The sequence below is a fragment of the Thermomicrobium sp. CFH 73360 genome, assembly GCF_023806465.1.
In the GTDB taxonomy this organism is placed as follows: Bacteria; Chloroflexota; Chloroflexia; order Thermomicrobiales; family Thermomicrobiaceae; genus Thermomicrobium.
In genome coordinates this window covers 29,798-49,627 of record NZ_JAMSLS010000002.1, presented here as the reverse complement: position 1 = coordinate 49,627, position 19,830 = coordinate 29,798, and the positions used below count along the sequence as shown (strand labels likewise).

The 19,830-nt window shown below is 60.8% G+C and carries 20 protein-coding genes; 5 read left to right on the top strand and 15 right to left on the bottom strand.

The annotated features are described in order from the left end of the window. Position 1: 1 nt before the first annotated feature. The 6 genes from sufU to NET03_RS03585 form a co-directional block, all read right to left on the bottom strand. Positions 2-382 carry a Fe-S cluster assembly sulfur transfer protein SufU gene (gene sufU / locus NET03_RS03610; RefSeq protein ID WP_252127532.1) on the bottom strand — a complete coding sequence of 127 codons (381 nt, stop codon included), beginning with the start codon at positions 380-382 and terminating at the stop codon, positions 2-4. Positions 383-402: 20 nt separating this feature from the next. Continuing rightward, the gene (locus NET03_RS03605; RefSeq protein WP_252127531.1) at positions 403-1,662 is read right to left on the bottom strand and encodes an aminotransferase class V-fold PLP-dependent enzyme; all 1,260 of its coding nucleotides are present in this window, start codon (positions 1,660-1,662) and stop codon (positions 403-405) included. Beyond that, positions 1,659-2,996 carry a Fe-S cluster assembly protein SufD gene (sufD, locus tag NET03_RS03600; RefSeq protein WP_252127530.1) on the bottom strand — a complete coding sequence of 446 codons (1,338 nt, stop codon included), beginning with the start codon at positions 2,994-2,996 and terminating at the stop codon, positions 1,659-1,661. The genes NET03_RS03605 and sufD overlap by 4 nt, the downstream gene beginning before the upstream one ends. Before the next feature lie 54 nt (positions 2,997-3,050). Continuing rightward, a complete protein-coding gene (sufB, locus tag NET03_RS03595) occupies positions 3,051-4,466 on the bottom strand; it encodes a Fe-S cluster assembly protein SufB (protein ID WP_503007983.1) in 1,416 nt (471 codons plus the stop codon). Between the two features lie 27 nt (positions 4,467-4,493). Then, a complete protein-coding gene (sufC, locus tag NET03_RS03590) occupies positions 4,494-5,279 on the bottom strand; it encodes a Fe-S cluster assembly ATPase SufC (RefSeq protein WP_252127529.1) in 786 nt (261 codons plus the stop codon). A gap of 116 nt (positions 5,280-5,395) precedes the next feature. Continuing rightward, complete coding sequence (locus tag NET03_RS03585) at positions 5,396-5,809, bottom strand: Fur family transcriptional regulator (protein WP_252127528.1); 414 nt, start codon at positions 5,807-5,809, stop codon at positions 5,396-5,398. A 119-nt stretch (positions 5,810-5,928) separates the two neighbouring features. Here NET03_RS03585 and NET03_RS03580 point away from each other — a divergent pair, with 119 nt between their 5' ends. Continuing rightward, positions 5,929-6,420 carry an iron-sulfur cluster assembly scaffold protein gene (locus NET03_RS03580; RefSeq protein WP_252127527.1) on the top strand — a complete coding sequence of 164 codons (492 nt, stop codon included), beginning with the start codon at positions 5,929-5,931 and terminating at the stop codon, positions 6,418-6,420. Here the strand turns inward: NET03_RS03580 and NET03_RS03575 are convergent. From NET03_RS03575 to NET03_RS03535, 9 genes are all read right to left on the bottom strand, one after another. Beyond that, positions 6,417-6,782, bottom strand: a complete 366-nt coding sequence (locus tag NET03_RS03575) for a hypothetical protein (RefSeq protein ID WP_252127526.1) — start codon at positions 6,780-6,782, stop codon at positions 6,417-6,419. The two genes, NET03_RS03580 and NET03_RS03575, sit on opposite strands and share 4 nt — an antisense overlap. Before the next feature lie 62 nt (positions 6,783-6,844). Next, on the bottom strand, positions 6,845-7,429 hold the full coding sequence (locus tag NET03_RS03570) for a 3'-5' exonuclease (protein WP_252127525.1): 585 nt from the start codon (positions 7,427-7,429) through the stop codon (positions 6,845-6,847). Between the two features lies 1 nt (position 7,430). Beyond that, positions 7,431-8,117 carry a metal-dependent hydrolase gene (locus NET03_RS03565; protein WP_252127524.1) on the bottom strand — a complete coding sequence of 229 codons (687 nt, stop codon included), beginning with the start codon at positions 8,115-8,117 and terminating at the stop codon, positions 7,431-7,433. Between the two features lie 58 nt (positions 8,118-8,175). Beyond that, positions 8,176-9,771 (bottom strand): amidohydrolase, encoded by a 1,596-nt coding sequence (locus NET03_RS03560; RefSeq protein ID WP_252127523.1) that lies wholly within the window; start codon positions 9,769-9,771, stop codon positions 8,176-8,178. Between the two features lie 15 nt (positions 9,772-9,786). After that, complete coding sequence (locus NET03_RS03555) at positions 9,787-11,394, bottom strand: amidohydrolase (RefSeq protein WP_252127522.1); 1,608 nt, start codon at positions 11,392-11,394, stop codon at positions 9,787-9,789. A gap of 54 nt (positions 11,395-11,448) precedes the next feature. Continuing rightward, on the bottom strand, positions 11,449-12,660 hold the full coding sequence (locus tag NET03_RS03550; RefSeq protein WP_252127521.1) for a C39 family peptidase: 1,212 nt from the start codon (positions 12,658-12,660) through the stop codon (positions 11,449-11,451). A 267-nt stretch (positions 12,661-12,927) separates the two neighbouring features. Continuing rightward, positions 12,928-13,767 carry a polysaccharide deacetylase family protein gene (locus tag NET03_RS03545; RefSeq protein WP_252127520.1) on the bottom strand — a complete coding sequence of 280 codons (840 nt, stop codon included), beginning with the start codon at positions 13,765-13,767 and terminating at the stop codon, positions 12,928-12,930. Beyond that, positions 13,764-14,963 carry an aminotransferase class V-fold PLP-dependent enzyme gene (locus NET03_RS03540; RefSeq protein ID WP_252127519.1) on the bottom strand — a complete coding sequence of 400 codons (1,200 nt, stop codon included), beginning with the start codon at positions 14,961-14,963 and terminating at the stop codon, positions 13,764-13,766. The genes NET03_RS03545 and NET03_RS03540 overlap by 4 nt, the downstream gene beginning before the upstream one ends. Positions 14,964-15,424: 461 nt before the next feature. After that, positions 15,425-16,639, bottom strand: a complete 1,215-nt coding sequence (locus NET03_RS03535; RefSeq protein WP_252127518.1) for a trans-sulfuration enzyme family protein — start codon at positions 16,637-16,639, stop codon at positions 15,425-15,427. A 567-nt stretch (positions 16,640-17,206) separates the two neighbouring features. On the opposite strand from NET03_RS03535, the gene NET03_RS03530 reads away from it, so the two are divergent. From NET03_RS03530 to NET03_RS03515, 4 genes are all read left to right on the top strand, one after another. Further along, a complete protein-coding gene (locus NET03_RS03530; protein ID WP_252127517.1) occupies positions 17,207-17,446 on the top strand; it encodes an ABC transporter substrate-binding protein in 240 nt (79 codons plus the stop codon). A gap of 12 nt (positions 17,447-17,458) precedes the next feature. Next, positions 17,459-17,674, top strand: coding sequence for a hypothetical protein (locus NET03_RS03525; RefSeq protein ID WP_252127516.1), 216 nt, complete (start codon positions 17,459-17,461; stop codon positions 17,672-17,674). A gap of 27 nt (positions 17,675-17,701) precedes the next feature. After that, entirely contained in the window at positions 17,702-18,754 is a 1,053-nt protein-coding gene (locus NET03_RS03520; RefSeq protein ID WP_353655782.1) for a peptide ABC transporter substrate-binding protein, read from the top strand. A gap of 64 nt (positions 18,755-18,818) precedes the next feature. Next, positions 18,819-19,829: an ABC transporter permease gene (locus tag NET03_RS03515; RefSeq protein WP_252127514.1), complete on the top strand. Its 1,011-nt coding sequence runs from the start codon at positions 18,819-18,821 to the stop codon at positions 19,827-19,829. Position 19,830 lies beyond the last annotated feature (1 nt).

Here is a 19,830-nt window from a genome sequence, read left to right as displayed (position 1 = left end):
GTCAACGAGGCCACTCATTGATTCCGTAGGCTGCCGCCTTCAGAACTTTAAGACTCAGGAGTGCACACTTGCGGCGTGCCGGGCTGATGGGAACCCCAAGCTCCTCCAGGAGATCCTCAGCTCCGAGCGCTCTGACCTCCTCGAGCGACTTGCCTTTCACCATCTCAGTCAAGATGGAAGCCGCAGCCTGGCTGATCGCACAGCCGCGACCGGTGAAGCGAATATCTTCGATGCGGTCACCAGACAACTTGAGGTCGATGCGGATCCGATCACCGCACAAAGGGTTCGAGTCCTCAAAGGATCGGTCCGGCTGCTCCAACGTGCCGTAGTTGCGTGGATGCTGGTAATGGTCGAGGATATGCTCGCGATAGAGGTCGGACACTGTGACGCCCTCCGCTCGACTCACCCGGCAACGTCGAGGACGCGGCGTGCTTCCTGAAGTGCTTCGACGAGGCGGTCGATATCTGCTTCCCAATTGTAGAGGTAGAAGCTTGCACGGGTTGTCGCGACGACGCCAAGGCGACGCATGAGCGGTTGGGTACAGTGATGGCCAGCCCGGACAGCGATCCCGTGCAGATCAAGCACTGCTGCGACATCGTGCGGATGGACATCACCGAACGTGAAGCTAATGACTCCGGCGCGATCCTCACCGACCGGTCCGTAGAGACGGATCCCTGGGATCTCTTCTAGTCGTGGTAGCGCATAGGCGAGGAGCGTGACCTCATGCTGGCGGATGGCAGCCATGCCGATCGCTTCCAGATAGTCAACAGCCGCACCAAGTGCCACCGCATCCGCCACACTCGGCGTTCCCGCCTCGAAACGGGCAGGAATGTCCCCCGGTGTAAAGCCCTCAGTGGTCACGGTGCGGATCATTCCACCGCCACCAAGGAACGGCGGGAGAGAAGCGAGGAGTTCGTATCGAGCCCAAAGGACGCCAATTCCAAAGGGCCCAAGCATCTTATGGCCCGAGAACGCCAAGAAGTCTGCGCCGAGTGCTCGCACATCGACTGGCAGATGCGGAACACTCTGTGCCCCGTCGACGAGGACGAGGGCTCCTGCTTCGTGCGCTCGGCGTGCGATGTCGCTGACCGGATTGATCGTGCCGAGCGCATTCGAGACGTGGGTCACAGCGACCAGCTTTACCGGCTGGGTACGCAACAGCGTCTCGAGTTGATCGAGTCGGAGGCGTCCCGTCTCATCAATGTCGACGAAGTGGACCACGATACCCCGCTCGGCAGCCAGTTGGTGCCAGGGGACAATATTGGAGTGATGCTCCAGGATCGTCGTTACGACGACGTCACCAGCCTGGAGGTTGGCCACGCCCCATGTCCGCGCGACGAGATTGATTGCCTCCGTCGTGTTGCGGACGAAGACGACCTCGTCAGGACGGGAGGCGCCGATGAAGCGAGCTACTTTGGCTCGTGCTTCTTCATAGAGGATCGAAGCTTCTTCGCTGAGTTCATAGATTCCGCGGTGAATATTCGCGTTGCTCGTTCGATAGAAGCCAGCGAGCGCCTCAATGACGCTCGCTGGCTTCTGGGACGTCGCGGCACTGTCAAGGTAGACGAGTGGCTTCCCATCACGGACTGTTCGCTGCAAGATCGGAAAGTCGGTCCGGATGCGATGGACATCGAGTGGCTGTGTTCCCGCTTTGGTGCTCATAGCCCAATCTTCCGTGCGATCGCCGCGCGGACCGTCTCTTGCACTTCAGTGACCGGCACGCGCTCGATCACCTCATCAAAGAAGCCATCGACGATCAGCTTGACCGCTTCCGGTCGGCTGATGCCACGACTCATCAGGTAGAAAATATACTCCTCCTCGACTTGGCCGACCGTCGCGCCGTGTGTACAGCGCACATCGTTGGCGCCAATCTCCAGATTTGGGATCGTGTCAGCACGCGCCGTCGACGAGAGGATCAGGTTACGGTTTGCTTGGTACGCATCGGTGCGCTGAGCTTGGGGGAATACTTTGATTAAGCCGCTGAAGACGGTACGGGCACGATCCTTGAGCGCTCCCTTGTACAAAAGGTCACTGGTGGCGTATGGCGCGACGTGCCACTGGCGCGTCTGGTGGTCAAGATGCTGCGCGTCGTCGGCGAAGTAGAGGCCGAGCATCTCAGCGGTGGCACCAGGACCCACAAGGTTACTCGCGATGAAGGCCTTGCTGAGGCGTGATCCAAGGCTCACGTTCAACGTGTTGAGCACTGCGTCCTGATGGAGTAGGCCACGCTGGGTCGTGAAATTCCAGACGCTACGGCCCCAGTCCTGGAGCTGGATATACCGTACCTGGGCTCCTTCCTGCACGATGAGCTCCACGACGTTGGAGGCAATGACTGGCTCATCGACGGTCGGTGAGGCCCACGTATCGATAAGCACCACGCTTGCGCCGGGCTCAGCGATCAGCAGGGTATGGGCAAAGATCGCCGCGCCGGGGGTCTCAGCCCAAACGAAGCTCCGGAGCGGCAACGCGATCTCGATACCCTCCGGCACATAGAGGAAGGTCCCACCGCTCCAGAATGCTCCATGGAGCGCTGCAAACTTGTTGTCCTGTACCGTGACCGCCTCGGTCATGAAGAAGCGTTGGACGAGCTCGGGGACCTCGCGGGCTGCAGTGAGCAGGTCGGTGAAGATCACCCCGCGCTGGGCGAGTTCGTCCTCCAGCTGCGTGTAGACGACTGATCCGTCCACCTGTACCAGGAGGCCAGAGCGGAGTGCTGCGTCACCGAGTGTCTCGAAGAGCGCGGCCGGCAATGCTTCCGGGCTGCTGACGCGCTGACCCAGTCCGGCGAAGGGCCAAACCGCGTCGATCGGCAACCGGCGGATGTCAGTGCGTCGCCACTCCTCGTCGGTGCGGCTTGGCATCGGCGTGCGCTCGTACACCTCCCACGCTGCGAGACGGCGCTCACGAAGCCATTCTGGTTCCCCAAGTACATGCGAGAGCTCTACCGCAGCTTCCCTCGTGAAACCACGTGTCCGTTCGATAACCCTGGTGCTCATAGACTCCCCTCGATAGCGAATGGTGGCCCGGATCCGGTCCGGGCCACCGGTGTGTCATCCGACCGAACCCTCCATCTCGAGTGCGATCAAGCGGTTCAGCTCGACGGCGTACTCGAGCGGGAGTTCCTTTGTGATCGGTTCGATGAATCCATTAACGATCATGCTCATGGCCTCGGCCTCGGTGAGACCACGGCTCTGCAGGTAGAAGAGCTGCTCCTCAGCGACCTTGCTCACCGTCGCCTCATGACCGATGGACACCTGTTCTTCCTCGATCTCCATGTACGGGTAGGTATCCGTACGGCTCTGCTCGTCGAGCAGAAGCGCGTCGCAGACCACGTTGGCTCGGACGTGATGCGCACCGCGATGTACCTTGACCAGGCCGCGGTAGCTCGCCCGTCCAGTCCCCTTGGAGATCGACTTCGAGATAATCTGTGACGACGTGTATGGTGCCACATGCACCATCTTGCCGCCAGCATCTTGGTGCTGCCCGTCACCGGCGAAGGCAACCGAGAGCACCTCGCCGCGTGCCCCCGGCTCCATGAGCCAGACTGCGGGGTACTTCATTGTCACCTTCGAGCCGAGGTTCCCGTCAACCCATTCCATCGTCGCATCGCGGTAGGCCGCAGCACGCTTGGTCACGAGGTTGTACACGTTCTTCGACCAGTTCTGGATTGTCGTGTAGCGGCAGCGGGCACCTTCCTTGACGATAATTTCGACGACGGCGCTGTGCAGTGAGGCTGCACTGTAGATCGGCGCCGTGCATCCTTCGACGTAGTGGACGTAGGCGCCCGGCTCGACAATGATGAGTGTCCGTTCGAACTGGCCGACATTCTCGGCGTTGATGCGGAAGTATGCCTGGAGCGGGACCTCGACGCGGACCCCCTCTGGCACGTAGACGAACGAGCCGCCCGACCAGACGGCCGAGTTCAGCGCAGCGAACTTGTTATCGTTCGGGGGCACAATCGTGCCGAAGTACTGCTTCACAAGGTCGGGATACTCGCGAACCGCTGTATCCATATCGACGAAGATCACGCCGAGACGCTTGAGCTCCTCGCGCAGCGAGTGGTAGACGACTTCTGACTCGTACTGGGCCCCGACGCCGGCCAGGAACTTCCGCTCAGCCTCGGGGATTCCCAGGCGATCAAACGTCCGGCGGATGTGCTCGGGGAGCTCATCCCAGCTCGAGCCCTGTCGCTCAGTCGGCTTAATGTAGTAAACGATCTCGTCGAAGTTGAGCTCCGAGAGGTCGGCACCCCAGGTTGGCATGGGGCGGCGCAGGAAATACTCGAGCGCCTTGAGGCGGAACTCGCGCATCCAGTCCGGTTCGTTCTTGATCCACGAGATCTGTTCGACGACCTCGCGGTCAAGTCCCTTCCGTGCCTTGAACACGTACTGTTCCGGGTCGCGGAACCCGTACTTCTCGGCGTATTCGCTTCCCAGTCGCTTCAGTTCGACTTCTGGTGTGGCCACGGTGTGTCCTCCTTCTGTGAGGCGCCTTCAGGACGCGGCCTCGGCGTACTGAGTCTTAACCCAGTCGTAGCCCTTCTCTTCAAGCTCTTCCGCCAGTTCGGGCCCACCCGAGACGGCGATCTTCCCATCCAACATGACATGGACATAGTGCGGCCGGATGTAGTTGAGGATGCGCTGGTAGTGGGTGATGACGAGGAGGGCCATGTTCGAGTTGAAGAGCTGATTGACGCCATCAGCGACAGTGCGCAGGGCGTCGATGTCCAACCCCGAGTCGGTCTCGTCGAGCACGGCGAATTCCGGCTCGAGCATGGCCATCTGCAAGATTTCTGCCCGCTTCTTCTCACCACCCGAGAACCCCTCGTTGAGGTACCGAGAGGCAAACGTTTCGTCCATGCGCAGCATTTCCAGTTTCTCACGGAGGAGACGACGGAACTCACGAGGCGTGAGCGCCTTGTCCTCGCCGTACCGCGCCTTCCGAACAGAATTGACGGCGAGGCGCAGGAAATTCGCCATCGTCACCCCAGGAATGGCAGTCGGATACTGGAAGGCGAGGAACATACCCATCCGGGCTCGCTCGTCCGGTGGGAGCTCCAACACATTCTCACCCTTGTAGAGGATGCGTCCCTCGTACACCTCATAATTCGGGTGTCCCGCAATGACATAGGCAAGGGTGCTCTTGCCAGAACCATTCGGCCCCATCAGTGCGTGGATCTCACCACGCTCGATCACCAAATTCACCCCGCGGAGGATCTCCTTCCCTTCGATCCCCGCGTGCAGGTTCTCGATCATGAACAGCGGCGTGTGCTCGGCCATATTCGATGTTCCCTCCTTCGTCATGCCCACGTTCCAAAAGACTCGCGACACCAACTTACTCTACCACAACGTTGCGAAAGTGTGCACGCAGTGTACCCCCAGCGCGTGCCGCGGTCTCACCGGCGTCCCGCGCTGCGGGGCTGCTGCGCGTCACGATCCCGCTTTTCTTGACAGGCCGGGCAGATCCCCGTAAAGACGGTCTGGTGATCGAGGATCTCGAAGCCTGTTTGCTCGGCTGCGACTTGCCGAGCGAGCAAGGCGATCGGAACTTCGACGTCAACGAGTTCGCCGCAGACCACGCAGTGCACGTGGTCGTGCCGGTCGGTTCGCCGGTCGAAGAGGCTCGCGTTGTCGCCGAATGGAAACTCTTGGATCAACCCGTGCTTGGCCAAAAGGTGTAAGGTGCGGTAGACGGTTCCATAGGCGATCGTCGGATACTTGCGGCGCACTCGTTCATAGATCTCAGCCGCCGTGAGATGCCGCTCCGCATTCTGCACCTCGGCGAGGATCGCCATTCGCTGTGGTGTCATTCGAAATCCGGCTGGGAGCATGGTCCGCCACTCACTCCAAAGTGAGAATGATTCTTGTTCTCACCTATGCTATACCTTACCTCGTCACTCGGGATTCGTCAACCATCGAAGGGGTCGGCATGGACAAGCAAGAACTGATGGAGCAGTTAGTCGAGCACTATCGCTACCCACGGCATCGGCATCAGCTCCCGGACGCGGATGTCGTCATGCCCGGTGGCAATCCAGGTTGTGGTGACATCGTGACCATCTACCTTAAAGTGGACCCGGAGGGGCACCTGGTCGCTGCGGCGTCGTTCGAGGGCGAGGGCTGCACGATCAGCCAAGCTGCTGCGGACATTCTGCTCGACGTCGTCAATGAGGAACGCTGGACGCTCGATCAGGTGCTGGAAGCGGATTACCACCTCATGGCTGAGTTGATCGGCGAGGAGGCGGTCAAACTTCGTCCGCGTTGTGCGACGTTAGCCCTGGGGACATTGAAGGCGGCGGTCACGAAGTACCTTCGTGATCGCTTACGGCGCGAGGCAGGGCTCGACATCGTCGAGAAGGAGAATGAACGTTTTGGTATCGTAACGGGCGACCAAGTCGAGATGCCACGCGACATTTCCGGTTAAGACAGTCGGCGCTCGCGGCGAAGTTCCTGAACGAACGCTGCGAGATGCTCACGGAGTTGTGGGCCAAATCCGCTGACTGTGACCAAGGTTGCTCTGCGGCGTCCAACGTTCGGCTGGACAAGGATCTCCGCGGTCACACGGGGAAGAACTCCCTCGCGCTTCCCAATCACATAGACCTGGTTCGGTCGACCGGTGCGACCGGCCCGATAGCCGCGTGTGCTGAAAAAGGCGATCGCTCGCTCCAGCACCTCGTCCGGGTTGAGATGTGTCACAACGCGTCGCTGGAACGCTGTTTGTGTCATTTCTGCTGTGAGTGTCTCGCGAGACGGTGGAATACCGGAGTCAAGCGGTTTCTCACCCATCTGGGTACTCCTGCCCAAGCCTGATCGCCTCTCAATCGTACGTCGATCAGGCGACACGCGCGTCAAAAGCGGAGTGGCAGACCACGTGCCATGGCGTGAACGAGCTCCCGGCAGCCTTCGGCATCAGCGGCAGCGCGATGAGAGTCCGGATGGGAAAGGCCGAAGCGCTCTAGCGCCTCGGCGAGCCGGTGATAGCGACGCCAGGAATCAATCGGTGGCGGTCCTGCATACTCGGCGAAACGTCGCATCGCGCAGTGCCAATCTGGTTCCGGGGGAGGAAGTCCGTGCGCTCCAGACGTCTGCGCAATCAACCGCCGATCAAACTCCGCGTTGTACGCGATGACGAGGGGAAATGAACGGAGAACCGCAAGGAGTTCGCGGTACACTATGGGCCAGGTAGGCGCGCGGGCCAAGTCGGCATCAGTGAGGCCGTGAATACGGGCAGCCTCCGGATGCACCGGGCGCGTGGGCTGAACGAGACTGTGCAGCAACACGCGCCCAGATGGGTCGAGTACTGCGATCTCGATCACCTCATCGAACCGGCCGACGCCGGTTGTCTCGGTGTCAAGGAACACAACACCGTGCCTTGCGAGGACCCATCGGGCCCACTCGAGCGCACGTCGTTGCGGCTGCTTCGCTGACCTCACGCTACTCCAGAACGAACTGTTCGCCCGGTTGGAGCACAACGCAGCGGGCTGACGTCTGTTCCTCGACAGCCGTAGCAAAGGCATGCGGATCCTGTTCAATCAGGGGGAAAGTGTTGTAGTGACACGGGATAACAACCTGCGGCTTGAGGAGTTTCACGGCCTTTACCGCGTCAGCCGGTCCCATCGTGAAGTGGTCACCAATTGGGAGTGCAGCAAGGTCAAGACCTTCTTCGCCAATGAGCGCCATGTCGCCGAAGAGGCAGGTATCGCCAGCAAAGTAGAGCGTCTTCCCGCCCATCCGTACAACGAGGCCAGCCGGGACACCCGGAGCGAGGAACTGCTCCCCATAGCTTGAGGTATGCCATGCCGGAACCAGTTTGACCGATCCCCCGTCAAAGCGTACCGTCCCGCCGTGGTTGGCCGGAATTGCTTCTGCACCCTGCTGTTGCAGGTAGCTGGCGAGCTCGAACGTGGCGATGACTGGCGCTTTGGTGCGCTTTGAGATGGCAAGCGCATCCCCAACGTGGTCGGCGTGCGCGTGCGTGAGCAGGATCGCGGTTGGATGCAGCTCATCAGGTCGGGCAGCAGCCTTCGGGTTTCCAGTCAGGAAAGGATCGACGATGACCTGCTTTCCGTCGGCTTCGAGTGCAAATGCCGCGTGCCCAAGATAGCGAACTGTGACAGCCATTGCTGCCTTCCCTCCCTTCGTGGCACTCTCGTCCCGTTCCCCCTCAGGATACCGCGTTTCAGCCTTCCCAGGCGATTCGGCCATCGACGATGGTGAAGAGCGTGCGAATCTGCGGGAGTTCTTCAGGATCGACCGCAAAGGGATTCCGGTCGATCGCGACAAGATCGGCCAGATAGCCTGGCGCAATGCAACCTTTGCGGTGCTCCTCGAAGCTTGCGAAGGCCCCGCCGATTGTATAGAGCCGGAGTGCATCAAGCAGGCTGACCGACTGCTCGGGGCCGAATGGCAGTCCGGTTCGCGTCTTGCGCAACACGGCAGCCCGGATACCGACCCAAGGATCGGGTGGAATCACTGGTGCGTCCGAACTGAAAGCAACCGGGATACGGCGTTCCAGCCAGCTACGAGTTGGATAGGCGAGGGCAAGCCAATCATCGCTGAAGTTGCGGCGGTAGGAATCGCCAAGGTAGTACCCAAAGGCTGGCTGCGGTACGGCCATGACGCCGAGCCTGGCCATCCAGTCCAGGAGGTCAGGGCGCAACATACCGCAGTGTTCGATGCGCCAGCGGTGATCTCGGATCGGGTAGCGCTGGAGCGCTCGCTCGAAGGCGGTCAACACCATTTCAATGGCACGATCGCCAATTGCGTGGGCTGCGGCCTGGCAGCTCAGTCTCGCCACGCGGGTGAATGCATCGTCCAGTTGTTCCTGCGTGTAGACAGCAATCCCGTAATTGTTCGGCTCGTTGGGGTAGGGAATACTCATCGCCGCAGTACGTGCACCGCCGGCTCCGTCTTGCAACAGCTTGAATGCACCAATCCGCAACCAGTCGTCCCCCAGACCAGAGCGGAGTCCCAGCTGTTCAGCAGGCTCCAGCATCTGATCAATGAGCAGCATCACCTGTGAGCGCACAGGTAACTCACCTCGTTGCCAGAGATTCTGATAGGCTTGCAGTTCTTCCGGTCGACTGATCCCAGCCTCGGTCACAGAAGTGATCCCAAGAGACAGGAACCGTTGTCCCGCGCGGTGCAACGCGCGCTCGAGATCCGTGATCGTCGGCTCAGGAACTCGTCGACGGACGAGTTCCTGGGCTCGCTCCTGGAGGAGGCCGGTTGGCTCGCCGGTCTCATCGCGGACGATCCGTCCACCTTCTGGATCGGGTGTGTCGCGAGTGATGCCGGCGAGAGCGAGCGCTGCGCTATTCGCGACGGCCATATGTCCGCACGTGCGGATGAGTAGCGCTGGCCGGTCACCCGTTACTGTGTCCAATTCCCAGCGGGTGGGATGGCGGCGCACATCAAGGCGGGTATCGTCGTACCCTCGTGCCAAGAGCCACTGACCAGGTGGAAGTTCCCGTGCGGCAACTCGCAAACGTTCGAGCAGATGCCCGAGTGTGGGGGCTGCCTCCGGTGAGGCGTCAATCCACTCCAGAGAGAGCCCGAGACCGATGGGGTGGCAGTGGGCATCAATGAATCCCGGCAGGAGCGTCGCTCCTTCGAGATCGACAACCGTACTGTTCGGTCCAATATCACGTGCGACTTCATCGTTCTCCCCAACGGAGAGAAGGCGTCCACGCCAGATACTCACAGCCGTCGCCCGCGGTCTCGCCGGGTCCAACGTTATGACGTTGCCGTTACGCAGAACGAGCTCGGCTGTCATGACCGATCCCCTCTCTCAAGCTGCACCGGGCCGCACGTAGGCCACACGACCGTCAACAATGGTGTAGTCGACGCGGACGGTGCCGAGCTCCTCCGGTGCAACGCTGCGCAGGTCAGTTTCCAGCACTGTCAGATCGGCAAGCTTCCCAGGTTCGAGCGTTCCCTTGGCGCGTTCCTCGAAGCTGGCGTAGGCACCGTTCGCGGTGTAGACGCGGATCGCCTCGTCAAGTGTTACGCATTCCTCTGGCCACAACACCTGTCCAGCAGCGTTGCGCCGGGTCACCATGGTCTGAATGCCGAGCATTGCACTGGGGGAGCAGACAGGTGTGTCAGTACTTGCAGCGGCAACGATACCCCGGTCGAGGAAGGTGCGGAGGGCATATGCGTAGCGAAGTCGCTCGCGACCAAGACCGCTGAGGTAGACCTCTTGGAAATCGTGGAGGAAGGTCGTGCCGGGGATCGGAATGGCACCGAGGCGTGCAATCCGGTCGATAAGGCCCGGACGGAGGATGCTGCAGTGCTCGATGCGGTGCCGGTGGTCCGGCCGTGGTTCGAGCCGAAGCGCCTCTTCAAAGGCGTCCAGAAGCAGTTCAATTGCTGCGTCGCCGATCGCATGGGCGCAGCACTGGAAGCCCGCACGATGGGCCTCGACAATCTTGCCTTTCATGACCTCCGGATCATCCATCCAGAGGCCGCATGTTTCGGGGCGATCGAGGTATGGCTCGGACATGCGGGCAGTTCGTCCCCCGATGCTCCCGTCCAGGAACAGTTTGGCGGGGCCGATGCGCAACCAGGCATCGCCCAAGCCGGTACGGATGCCAAGTTCGCGGCATGGCTCGAGAAGCGCATCAATGAGGATCATGAGCGTGGTACGCACAGGAAGTTCACCACGTGCTGCCAGCGTCTGGTACGCCAGGAACTCCTCTGCCCGTCTAATCCCAGCCTCCTGGACACTGGTCACGCCGTACTCGAGAAAGGTGCGACCGGCTTGGCGAATTGCCGCCGCGAGTTCTTCGACCGTCGGCGGTGGGAGCTTCGCTCGCACCAGTTGGAGTGCTGCCTCACGGAGCACGCCAGTTGGTGTACCGTCGGCCGCACGGTCGATCGTGCCTCCAGGCGGGTCGGCGGTTCCCGACCCGATACCGGCGAGCTCGAGTGCCTGGCTGTTCGCGACACCAATATGACCACAGGCGCGAAGAAGGAGGACAGGATGCTCCCGCGTTGCTTGGTCGAGGTCGTCGCGCGTCGGGTGGCGTTGTTCAGTGAGGTGTGCCTGGTCGTATCCCCGCGCGATAATCCACGTTCCTGCCGGCTGGGTGGCTGCGCGTTCGGCAATTCGCCGCACGATGTCAACAATGCTGTGGTTCGGTGGTGTGCGTGCGTCGACCTCGCGCAAGCTGAGGCCGAGCGCGATCGGGTGACAATGAGCATCGTTGAAACCGGGGACGACCGTACGTCCGCGAAGCGGGATAAGGTCCGTGGCAGGGCCAGCAAGAGTTTGCACCGCATCGTCGGTACCGACGGCGAGGATCCGGTTCTGCAGGATGGCGACGGCACTCGCTGGTGGCGCTCCAGGAACCGCGGTTAGGACTTGTCCACCATAAAGGATCAGATCGGCCGACATCCGAGTGCTCCATTCTCTTCCGCGCGGCAGCGTAACACGAGAGCCAAGCGAGCGCTAGGGTTGCACGCCGAGGCGAGCGAGTGCATCACGCGCGGCCTGAAGATTCGCGTCGTCGTCGAGTGCCCTGCGATACTCGGCGATCGCTGCGTTTGTTTGGCCAAGTGCCTCGAAGGCGCGTCCTCGCTCGTAATGCATCTCACCGAAAACACCAGCGCTCGCGATCTGCGCAGCAGCGAGCTCCAGGGCACGTTGATACTGCCCGGCATCGACGTAAGCCGAAACCGGCCAGAACTGGTACCAGAGCATCTTGGGTGGGAGACCAATGGCAGCCGCACGCTCGTAGGCGGCAAGCGCGGCGTCGATGTTGCCGAGAAGATACTCGGTCGTCCCCAGCGAGAACCACAGGTAGGCGTCGTCAGGATGCTGGGCAACAAGTTCACGCATCCACTGGTTGGCGCGCTCAACATTGCGGCGTGGGTCAGCGTCCTCACCGAGGATTGCAAGCACCCGCGGCTCGTCTTCTGGCCGGTAGACGGGAATGTACCGGAAAGCGAAGGCGCGCCAGAGTTCCTCAAACTCCGTATACGGCATGGCAACACCAGCACCAATCATGGAATCGTTCACGAAAACAACCCCTTGGCGGCGGTCAAAGCCGCGGACCACTCGGTAGTGCCCGATCGCGTCTGGTTTGTGGTCAAGCCACTGGGGAGTAATGACGGGAAAGCCTGCTGCCACAAGTTCCTCAATGCGTTCAAGAGAGCCTCCCTCCAGGACACGCGCCCGGAGACCGAACTGCTCGAGCAACCCGACGAGTTGATACGGTTCGACATGCTTGTCACCCGAGTTTGGCCGGAGCACTGGGCCGAGCTGTGCCTGGGTGCGCTGGATGCCGAAGTAGGAGAGAACCATTGCCGCCGACACGGCTGCGCAGTTGTTCCAGGTCTGGAACTCGTGCGACATCGGCTCGAGAAAGACGTTGTCTGGAACGGGCGTCGGCTGCGGTGTTGGAGTGGGTATCGGTGTGAGAGTCGGTTCAGGTGTTGCTGTGGGAGTGGCCGGAGGTACCGGTGTCGGGGACGGTTCAGGAGCAGGAGTCACGAGTACAAGGTCCCTCGGTGCTGGATCATTGAGAAGTGTCAGTGTAGCCGTCGGAGTCGGACGCCCTGCGCCGACAGCAGAACACGCGGTTAAGACGAGCGAGAGCGCGAGCAGAAGTAGTATGACCAGTGGCGAATGACCTCGTCCTGTCACGGTCGACTGCGTCATCGTATCCCCTCATTACTTCCGTCGAGCTGCGACGGATCCGAGTGTACCGAAAGTGGGGTGCACGGGTGTGCAGCGCCATTGGTCTTCGGTCGCGCTGTCTCACCCCTGCGGAGGAGCGTTGCAACGAGCACGTCGCGGAAACTGCCGGGACCCATCTTCCATGCCTGCAGCGTCAGCCTGCGTGCATCGTTGCCGCGTGGTCTCCCTGGACTGTGCTGGCTCGGTGAGTCCTGGATCGAAATCGATCACGGGGGACAGAGATGGGTGTCACGAGAGCTCAGGAGAACCCATCTCGAGATCACGCTCCCGCTCTCGCCACCAAAGAGCCACATGGTCGGCACGGGCGATCCACACGTCACCAAGCGCGATCACATAGTCGAGGAACTGCCCGAGTGTGCGCGAGGGGCCTGGGCGTCCACAGATCCAGGGATGGAGTGTCAGACACATGAGCTTGCCCTCGGCGCGCAAAACTTCGAAGTCCTCACGCCAGAATTCGGCGACGAGTCTGGGCGGAAGGGACTGCTCGATGAAGAAGGTATAGTCGTCCCACCAGCGAGACGGAGGCAACTGGATGACCGGAAGGCGTGCAGGATTGGGGCGCATTGGTACAGGAAGGTCGCCGAGAGCCAGATCCATGTTCCACTGGAAGCCGAGTTCTTGAAGCAGCGCAATTGTTTCTGGTGTGGACTGCCAGAAGGGGGATTTGTGGCCCACCGGTGTCGCCCCCGAGAGTTCGGTCAGGACGTCGCGCGTCCGGATCAAGTCTTCTCGTTGCTGCTCGCGCGTCATCTGGCTGTACAGACGGTGATCCCACCCATGCGTGGCGATCTCGTGTCCTGCCCCAGCCACAGCACGGACGGCATCGGGGCGCTCTTCCGCGGCGAGACCGACCCAACAAAAAGTCGCTTTGACCTCGTAGTCGGCGAGGAGCTCTAAGAGACGTGCGAGACCGGCATCGAGATCGTACTTTGCTTGGGCACGCCAGTACCAGTCCGACTCCCCGTGCTGAGTGATAACGCCATATTCGCCGTCGACATCAATTGAGACGACGAGTGCGGCGCGATGGCCAGCAGGCCACACTGATATTGTGCGCTGATCCTGATTCATCCGGTCGTTCTCCTGGCTCCCAGAAGTTCAGAACGCACTGCGAGGAGCGCCTCGATCAGGCGCTCAATATCGTCTTCGGTATTGTAAAACCCAGCCGAAAGACGCACGCTGTAGGGATGAGTGATCCAGCGGACGATGACGTTCCGTTCGAGCAGCTTCTCCACAAGTTGCTGTGGGTCGCAGTCGCGCACGGTAAAAGTCACGAGCCCGGCCATCCGATCGGGGGGCGTCAGCACCTCCACGCCCTCCAGTCCGGCGAGGCGTTGCCAGGCATAGTGACCCAGTGCGGCGATGCGCCCAAAGATCCAGTCGTAACCGACGTCTTCCCGTAACCAGCGGAGCGCAGCGACCTGCCCGGCGATCGCGGGCATGTGCACACCGCCCACCTCGAAGCGTTCAGCGGTGGGTTTGGGTACGAAGTAGCCGCCAATCGGTTCTAGTGCTCCTTGGACCAGGGAGGCGTAGCCGACGATGGTCAGCTGCAGTTGATCGAGTGCATCGTCGGAAAAATACACCGCCCCGGTGCCTTCCGGGCCGCACAACCACTTCTGCCCAGGAATGGCGTACACGTCGACGCTGAGCTCCTTGACGTTCACGGGGAGAGATCCCGCGGACTGGGCACCGTCAATGACGACGAGTGCTCCGACGCGGTGTGCGAGCTCGGCGATCTCCTTGACGGGGAGCACGGCACCAGTGTTCCACGTGAGGTGCGAGAGAACCACCATCCGGGTCCGCGGACCGATCAGGCGTGCGATGGCGCTAACGACATCACCGGCGCCGGTCCCGAGGCGTACCGTCCGAACACTGACGCCATACCGCCGGATGACGTTAAAGATCGGCCCTTGGGCCCCCGGATGTTCCATATCAGTGGTGACGATCTCGTCCCCTGGCTGCCAATTGATGCCCATCACTGCCAAATTGATGCCGTCGGTGGTATGCCTCGTCAGCGCGATCTGGTCAGGATGACAACCGAGGAGGTGTGCAACCTCCTGCCTCGCAGCGGCCTTCAGCTCAGTGGTGCGTTCATAGTTCTCGCGGGTGATCCTTCCGTCGATGAACTCGCGTTCCGAAACCGACCGCATCGCCTCAACCACGACTTGGGGTAGTGGTCCATAGGTGCCTGTATTCAGGTAGACATGCTCGTGCACAGCCGGCATCGCTGCACGGATAGCTTCGACTTTGCGTTCCAGGTGCATCGCACTGCTCCGATCGCCTCCTCGTCCCATGCCGTCGGGGGCTGTGTACCGCGGGAGCTTCAACCCGTCAAGTCAGATCCCTTAGGAGACAAGAGGAACGAGTGGGGACTTTTGCCCTCTGTGTCTCGAGTTCATCCGGTCAAGGCCGGCCACGGTGGGAGGTCGAGGGATACGGTGGTTCAGCTGTCCGGCGCGATGTCCACGAATTCGGACGTGCCCGTGGGTTCTAAAATGGTGCGGCTTCACCTTTTCTCATTCGGTGCCTCGATCTTGAAAATGGGTGTGTGGTCTTCGTGGTCGCCTGCCGTTCGCAGCGTGTGGGCTGCTGTTGCCCAAGAGGGACGTTGAGGCAGACACTTCGACAGTGCCCCAGGGGGCTTTACAAGTTCCTGAACGGGAGGCAGGCAGGTCGACTGTCCTGCGGCGCGAGCGACGCTGCGATGAGTGGCTGAGCTTGCTGGTTACCTGATCTGCGCCAGTGCGTGCGCAAGGTCAGCGATGATGTCCTCGGGGTCTTCGATCCCGACGGAAAGACGAACCAGTCCTTCGCCGATACCCATGACCTGGCGTTCTTCAGGAGAGAGACCACGGTGAGAGGCCATGACAGGGTACAGGACTTCGGAATACACATCGCCAAGTGTCGTCGCTGGAATGACGAGCTGGAGACTCTGGAGGAAACGGAAGATACGGTCTCGTGTGCCGCTACGAATATCGAAGGCGACCATCGCGCCGAACTCACCCGGCGGGAAGAGACGTACTGCCGTTTCATGGCTCGGATGGGTTGGCAATCCCGGGAAGTAAACCCGTTCGATTGCGGGGTGTTCGGCGAGCCAATTGGCGACGCGAATAGCGTTCTCACACTGCCGACGCATTCGCAGGGGGAGTGTCTTGAGTCCACGGAGAACGAGATAGGCCTCAAAAGGACCAACTATGCCCCCGACAGTCTTGTTGATCTCGTTCAACTCCCACCGACGGTCCGCCGTGGTGGCGACAACACCGGCGGTAACGTCCCCATGGCCGCTGAGATACTTGGTGGCGCTATGGATGACATAGTCCGCGCCGAAAGTGCCGGGGCGGACGAGATAGGGAGTCGCGAAGGTGTTGTCGACGGCCAGCCGTGCCCCATAGCGATGAGCGAGCTCAGCGAGGGCGGGGAGATCGGTGACGCGGAGCAGGGGGTTCGAAATGGTCTCGCAGAGGACGAGACGGACGCGGCCGCGCTGGAGCTCCTTCTCAACCTGATCAAGATCTCGGATATCGACAAACGCCGTTTCCACACCGAGTGGACCGAACACGGCTCGGAGCAAGGTGATTGTTTGACCGTAGAGGTCACGCGAGGCGACAATGCGATCGCCTGTCTCGACACAGGAGAGGACGGTCGCGTGCAAAGCTGCCATCCCCGAGCTGAAGGCAGCGGCAGCCTCCTGTTCTTCGAGCGCAGCGATCGCAATTTCGAGAGCCTCGGTTGTGGGGTTGCCATAGCGACCGTAGACGAAGACGCCTTCAGCGCCACCGAGGGCTGCGTCCATCCGGTCGATATCCCGATAGAGAAAGGTCGAAGTCGAGTAGATGGGAGTGGCGGTGGGGATCACTTCGCGGGGGGCTGGTCGCTCCCCGGCATGCACCGCACGGGAAGCAAACCGCAAGTGTAGGCGCCGGAGGTCCTCGGGTATCATCGCTTCCTCCTCACCCCTGGCCACTGTGGGCCGCCTGGCGCGAAGTATAGAGGGAAAGTACGCGAAAGGCGTGCATTGCCGTCATCGGGAGGAGAAGTGTCGTGCCGGTATCCGGGTTGTCCCGTTTGATCTTCGGTCGATGTTCCGTTGCAGTCCTCGAGGTTGAACGCGTTCTCATGGGATGCCGATTCGGCTGAGGTTGTTGACTTGTCAGGTGACGTGGTGTAGAGTACCCGCAGCCGGTTGACGGCTGAGGTGCAGGGTGCCCGATCAACGCGAGCGAGGTCCACCGCACACCATCACGGAGCCGCAGAACGAATTGGCCGTGTTGTCTTGCGGAGACTGTTTGCGGAAACGTGAGGTGTGAGGTGAGGTCCAAACAACTCAAACGGCTGTGGCACCTGGCCTCGGTGTTGGCGTTGGCGGTCCCAATTCTTACTGCCTGCGCACGGACGCAAGCAACGCCAACCCCAGCACCGAGTGGTGCGACTCCCACGGCGGCGGAGACGCCAGCGGCCGCCGCGACGCTGACCGCTGCTATGGTGAAGACCCCCGACCGGGCAGAAGGTGCTACGTATTCACGAGTATACCTATCCGGATGTCTTTGATCCGCAGAAGAGTTCCTTCTCCAAGGAGATTGCCGTCCTCCATATGAACTACGAGGGGCTCACGCGGCTGGACCAGAACTTGAACACCGTCCCAGCGGCAGCAGAATCCTGGGAGTTCAATCAGGACGGAACTGTAGTGACGTTCCACCTGCGCCCGGGTCTGAAATACACCGATGGTACCCCTCTGACAGCCGAATGATTCCGCTACGCGGTGGAGCGAACCTGTGACACAAAGACGGCTGGGGAGTACCAGTCGATCCTCTTTGACATTGTCGGTTGTCAGGAATTCGCCGAGACCGATCCAAATGATCAGGCAAAGTATGAGGAGGCTCGGAAGAAGCTCGGCGTCGAGGCGCCGGATGACCGGACACTGATTGTTCGGTTGACGCATCCGGCACCGTATTTCCCGACCATCGCTTCACTCTGAGTTTTCTATCCGGCCCGGAAGGAGCTCATTGAACAAGGTGGGGAAAACTGGTGGAAGGATCCCAAGCTGCAGATCGGGAACGGTCCCTTCCAGATGGTTGAGGTAGTAGAGGATCAACGGATCCGTTTTGTGGCGAATCCCAACTACTGGGAGGGCAATCCGAAGCTCGATGCGGTGGAGATTATCTACCAAAAGGCGAGTTCGGTCGCACTGGAGGCGTATAAGGCAGGACAGATCGACATGTTCTCGCCGGATCCGTCACAACTACCGGCGATTAAGAGCGACCCGGAGCTCTCCAAGCAGTTGGTAACCTATCCGGCTGCCACGACGATTATGCTTTCTTTTAACCTGACCAAGGAGCCATTTACCGACAAGAAGGTGCGTGAGGCTTTCGCCTACGCATTTGACCGCAAGACCTACTGTGAGCAGATTCGGAACGGTGATTGCACACCGACGCTCGAGTGGATCCCGCCTGGGATTCCCGGGTACATCGGCACCGACGCGTACGCTTTCGATCCACAGAAGGCGAAGCAGGCACTGGCTGAGTCGAGTTACGGCGGTCCGGAGAAGTTGCCAGAGATCAAGCTGACATACAACAGCGATGATCCGGCGGCGCGACCGCGCGTCGAGTGGATCGCGGGGCAGTACCGTGACATTCTTGGGGTGAACATCACCCTCGAGCCGGTGGACGGGAAGACGCTCGTTGCGATGCGCAAGGATCCCGCTACCTATCCACAGATGACCCTCGCGGGATGGATCCAGGACTACCCGGATCCGCAGAACTGGTTGAGCGTCTACTGGAAGTGCGACGCGACGTTCGCCCAGCGTTTCGGGTACTGCAACCAGGAATTCGATAAGATCGTGACACAGGCGGACCAGGAGCTTGACCAGCAAAAGCGGATCGAGCTCTACAAGCAGGCTGAGCAGATGCTGGTCAACGACGTGCCAGGACCCTTCTTGTACAACCCGTTGAATATTTGGCTTGTCAAGCCATACGTTACAGGGTATAACCCGACGCCGAGCGACGATGCCTTCCCCGGCGAATTCGCTTCGCTCATGACGCTTGACGTGACGCGGTAGCATGCTCGAGCCGGGCCGGGGCCCACACCCCGGCCCGGCGCATACTGTCATGGGGGATTTGCCAATGCTCCTTGCCTTCATTCTCCGCCGCCTGTTGTGGCTGATCCCGGTGATCCTTGCGGTCACGACGATTACCTTCTTTCTCATGCACCAGGCACCGGGTGGACCGTGGGATCGTGAGAAGCCAGTCGCTTCGGCCACCCTGAAGGCGCTCAATCAGAAATTCGGCCTGGACAAACCGGTGTGGGTGAATATCGAGCAGGTTCGCGCCCGCTGGCAGGCCGGGGAACGGAATCCGGTACGGCTCCTTGGGGCGTTCCTCGATAGCCAGTACTTCCGCTATCTCTGGGGACTGGCTCGGCTCGATCTGGGACCCTCCTACCGCTCGAAGGGAACGGAGTCGGTGCAGAGTATCCTCTGGCGCAAGTTTCCCACGACCGCAAAAGTGGGCCTTGTAGCGACGGCGTTTGCCGTGGTCGTGGGCATTCCGCTGGGGATTTTCGGCGCACTCAAGCAGAACAGCTGGATCGACTACATCAGCCTCACCGTCGCAACCCTTGGCGTCTCGGTGCCAAGTTTCATCATTGGCGTGCTGGTGATCATCTTCTTGAGTCAAGCGTTCGGTATCAAGCCAATCCGCCAACCGGAGGAGTGGCAAGGATTTTCGACCGCCTACCTTGCACCTGGCATTGTCCTCGGGCTTGGGACGATGTCGTATCTGACGCGCTTGACTCGCTCATCAATGCTCGAAGTCATCCGGCAGGATTATGTGCGTACGGCGCGGGCGAAGGGACTGAGCGAGTTCCGCGTCGTCACCCGGCACATGGTGCGGAATGCGCTCATCGCTGTGGTGACTGTCCTCGGTCCGGCGGTGGCGGGACTGGTGACGGGCTCGTTCATCATCGAGACGATCTTTAATGTGCCGGGAATGGGTCGGGAGTACGTGGTGGCGATTGCCGCCCGTGACTATTCGATGATCATGGGGACGACCCTGATGTATGCACTGTTCGTCGCGCTGGCAAATCTCTGGGTGGACGTCATGTATGGCGTCCTTGATCCGCGGATCCGTGTCTAAG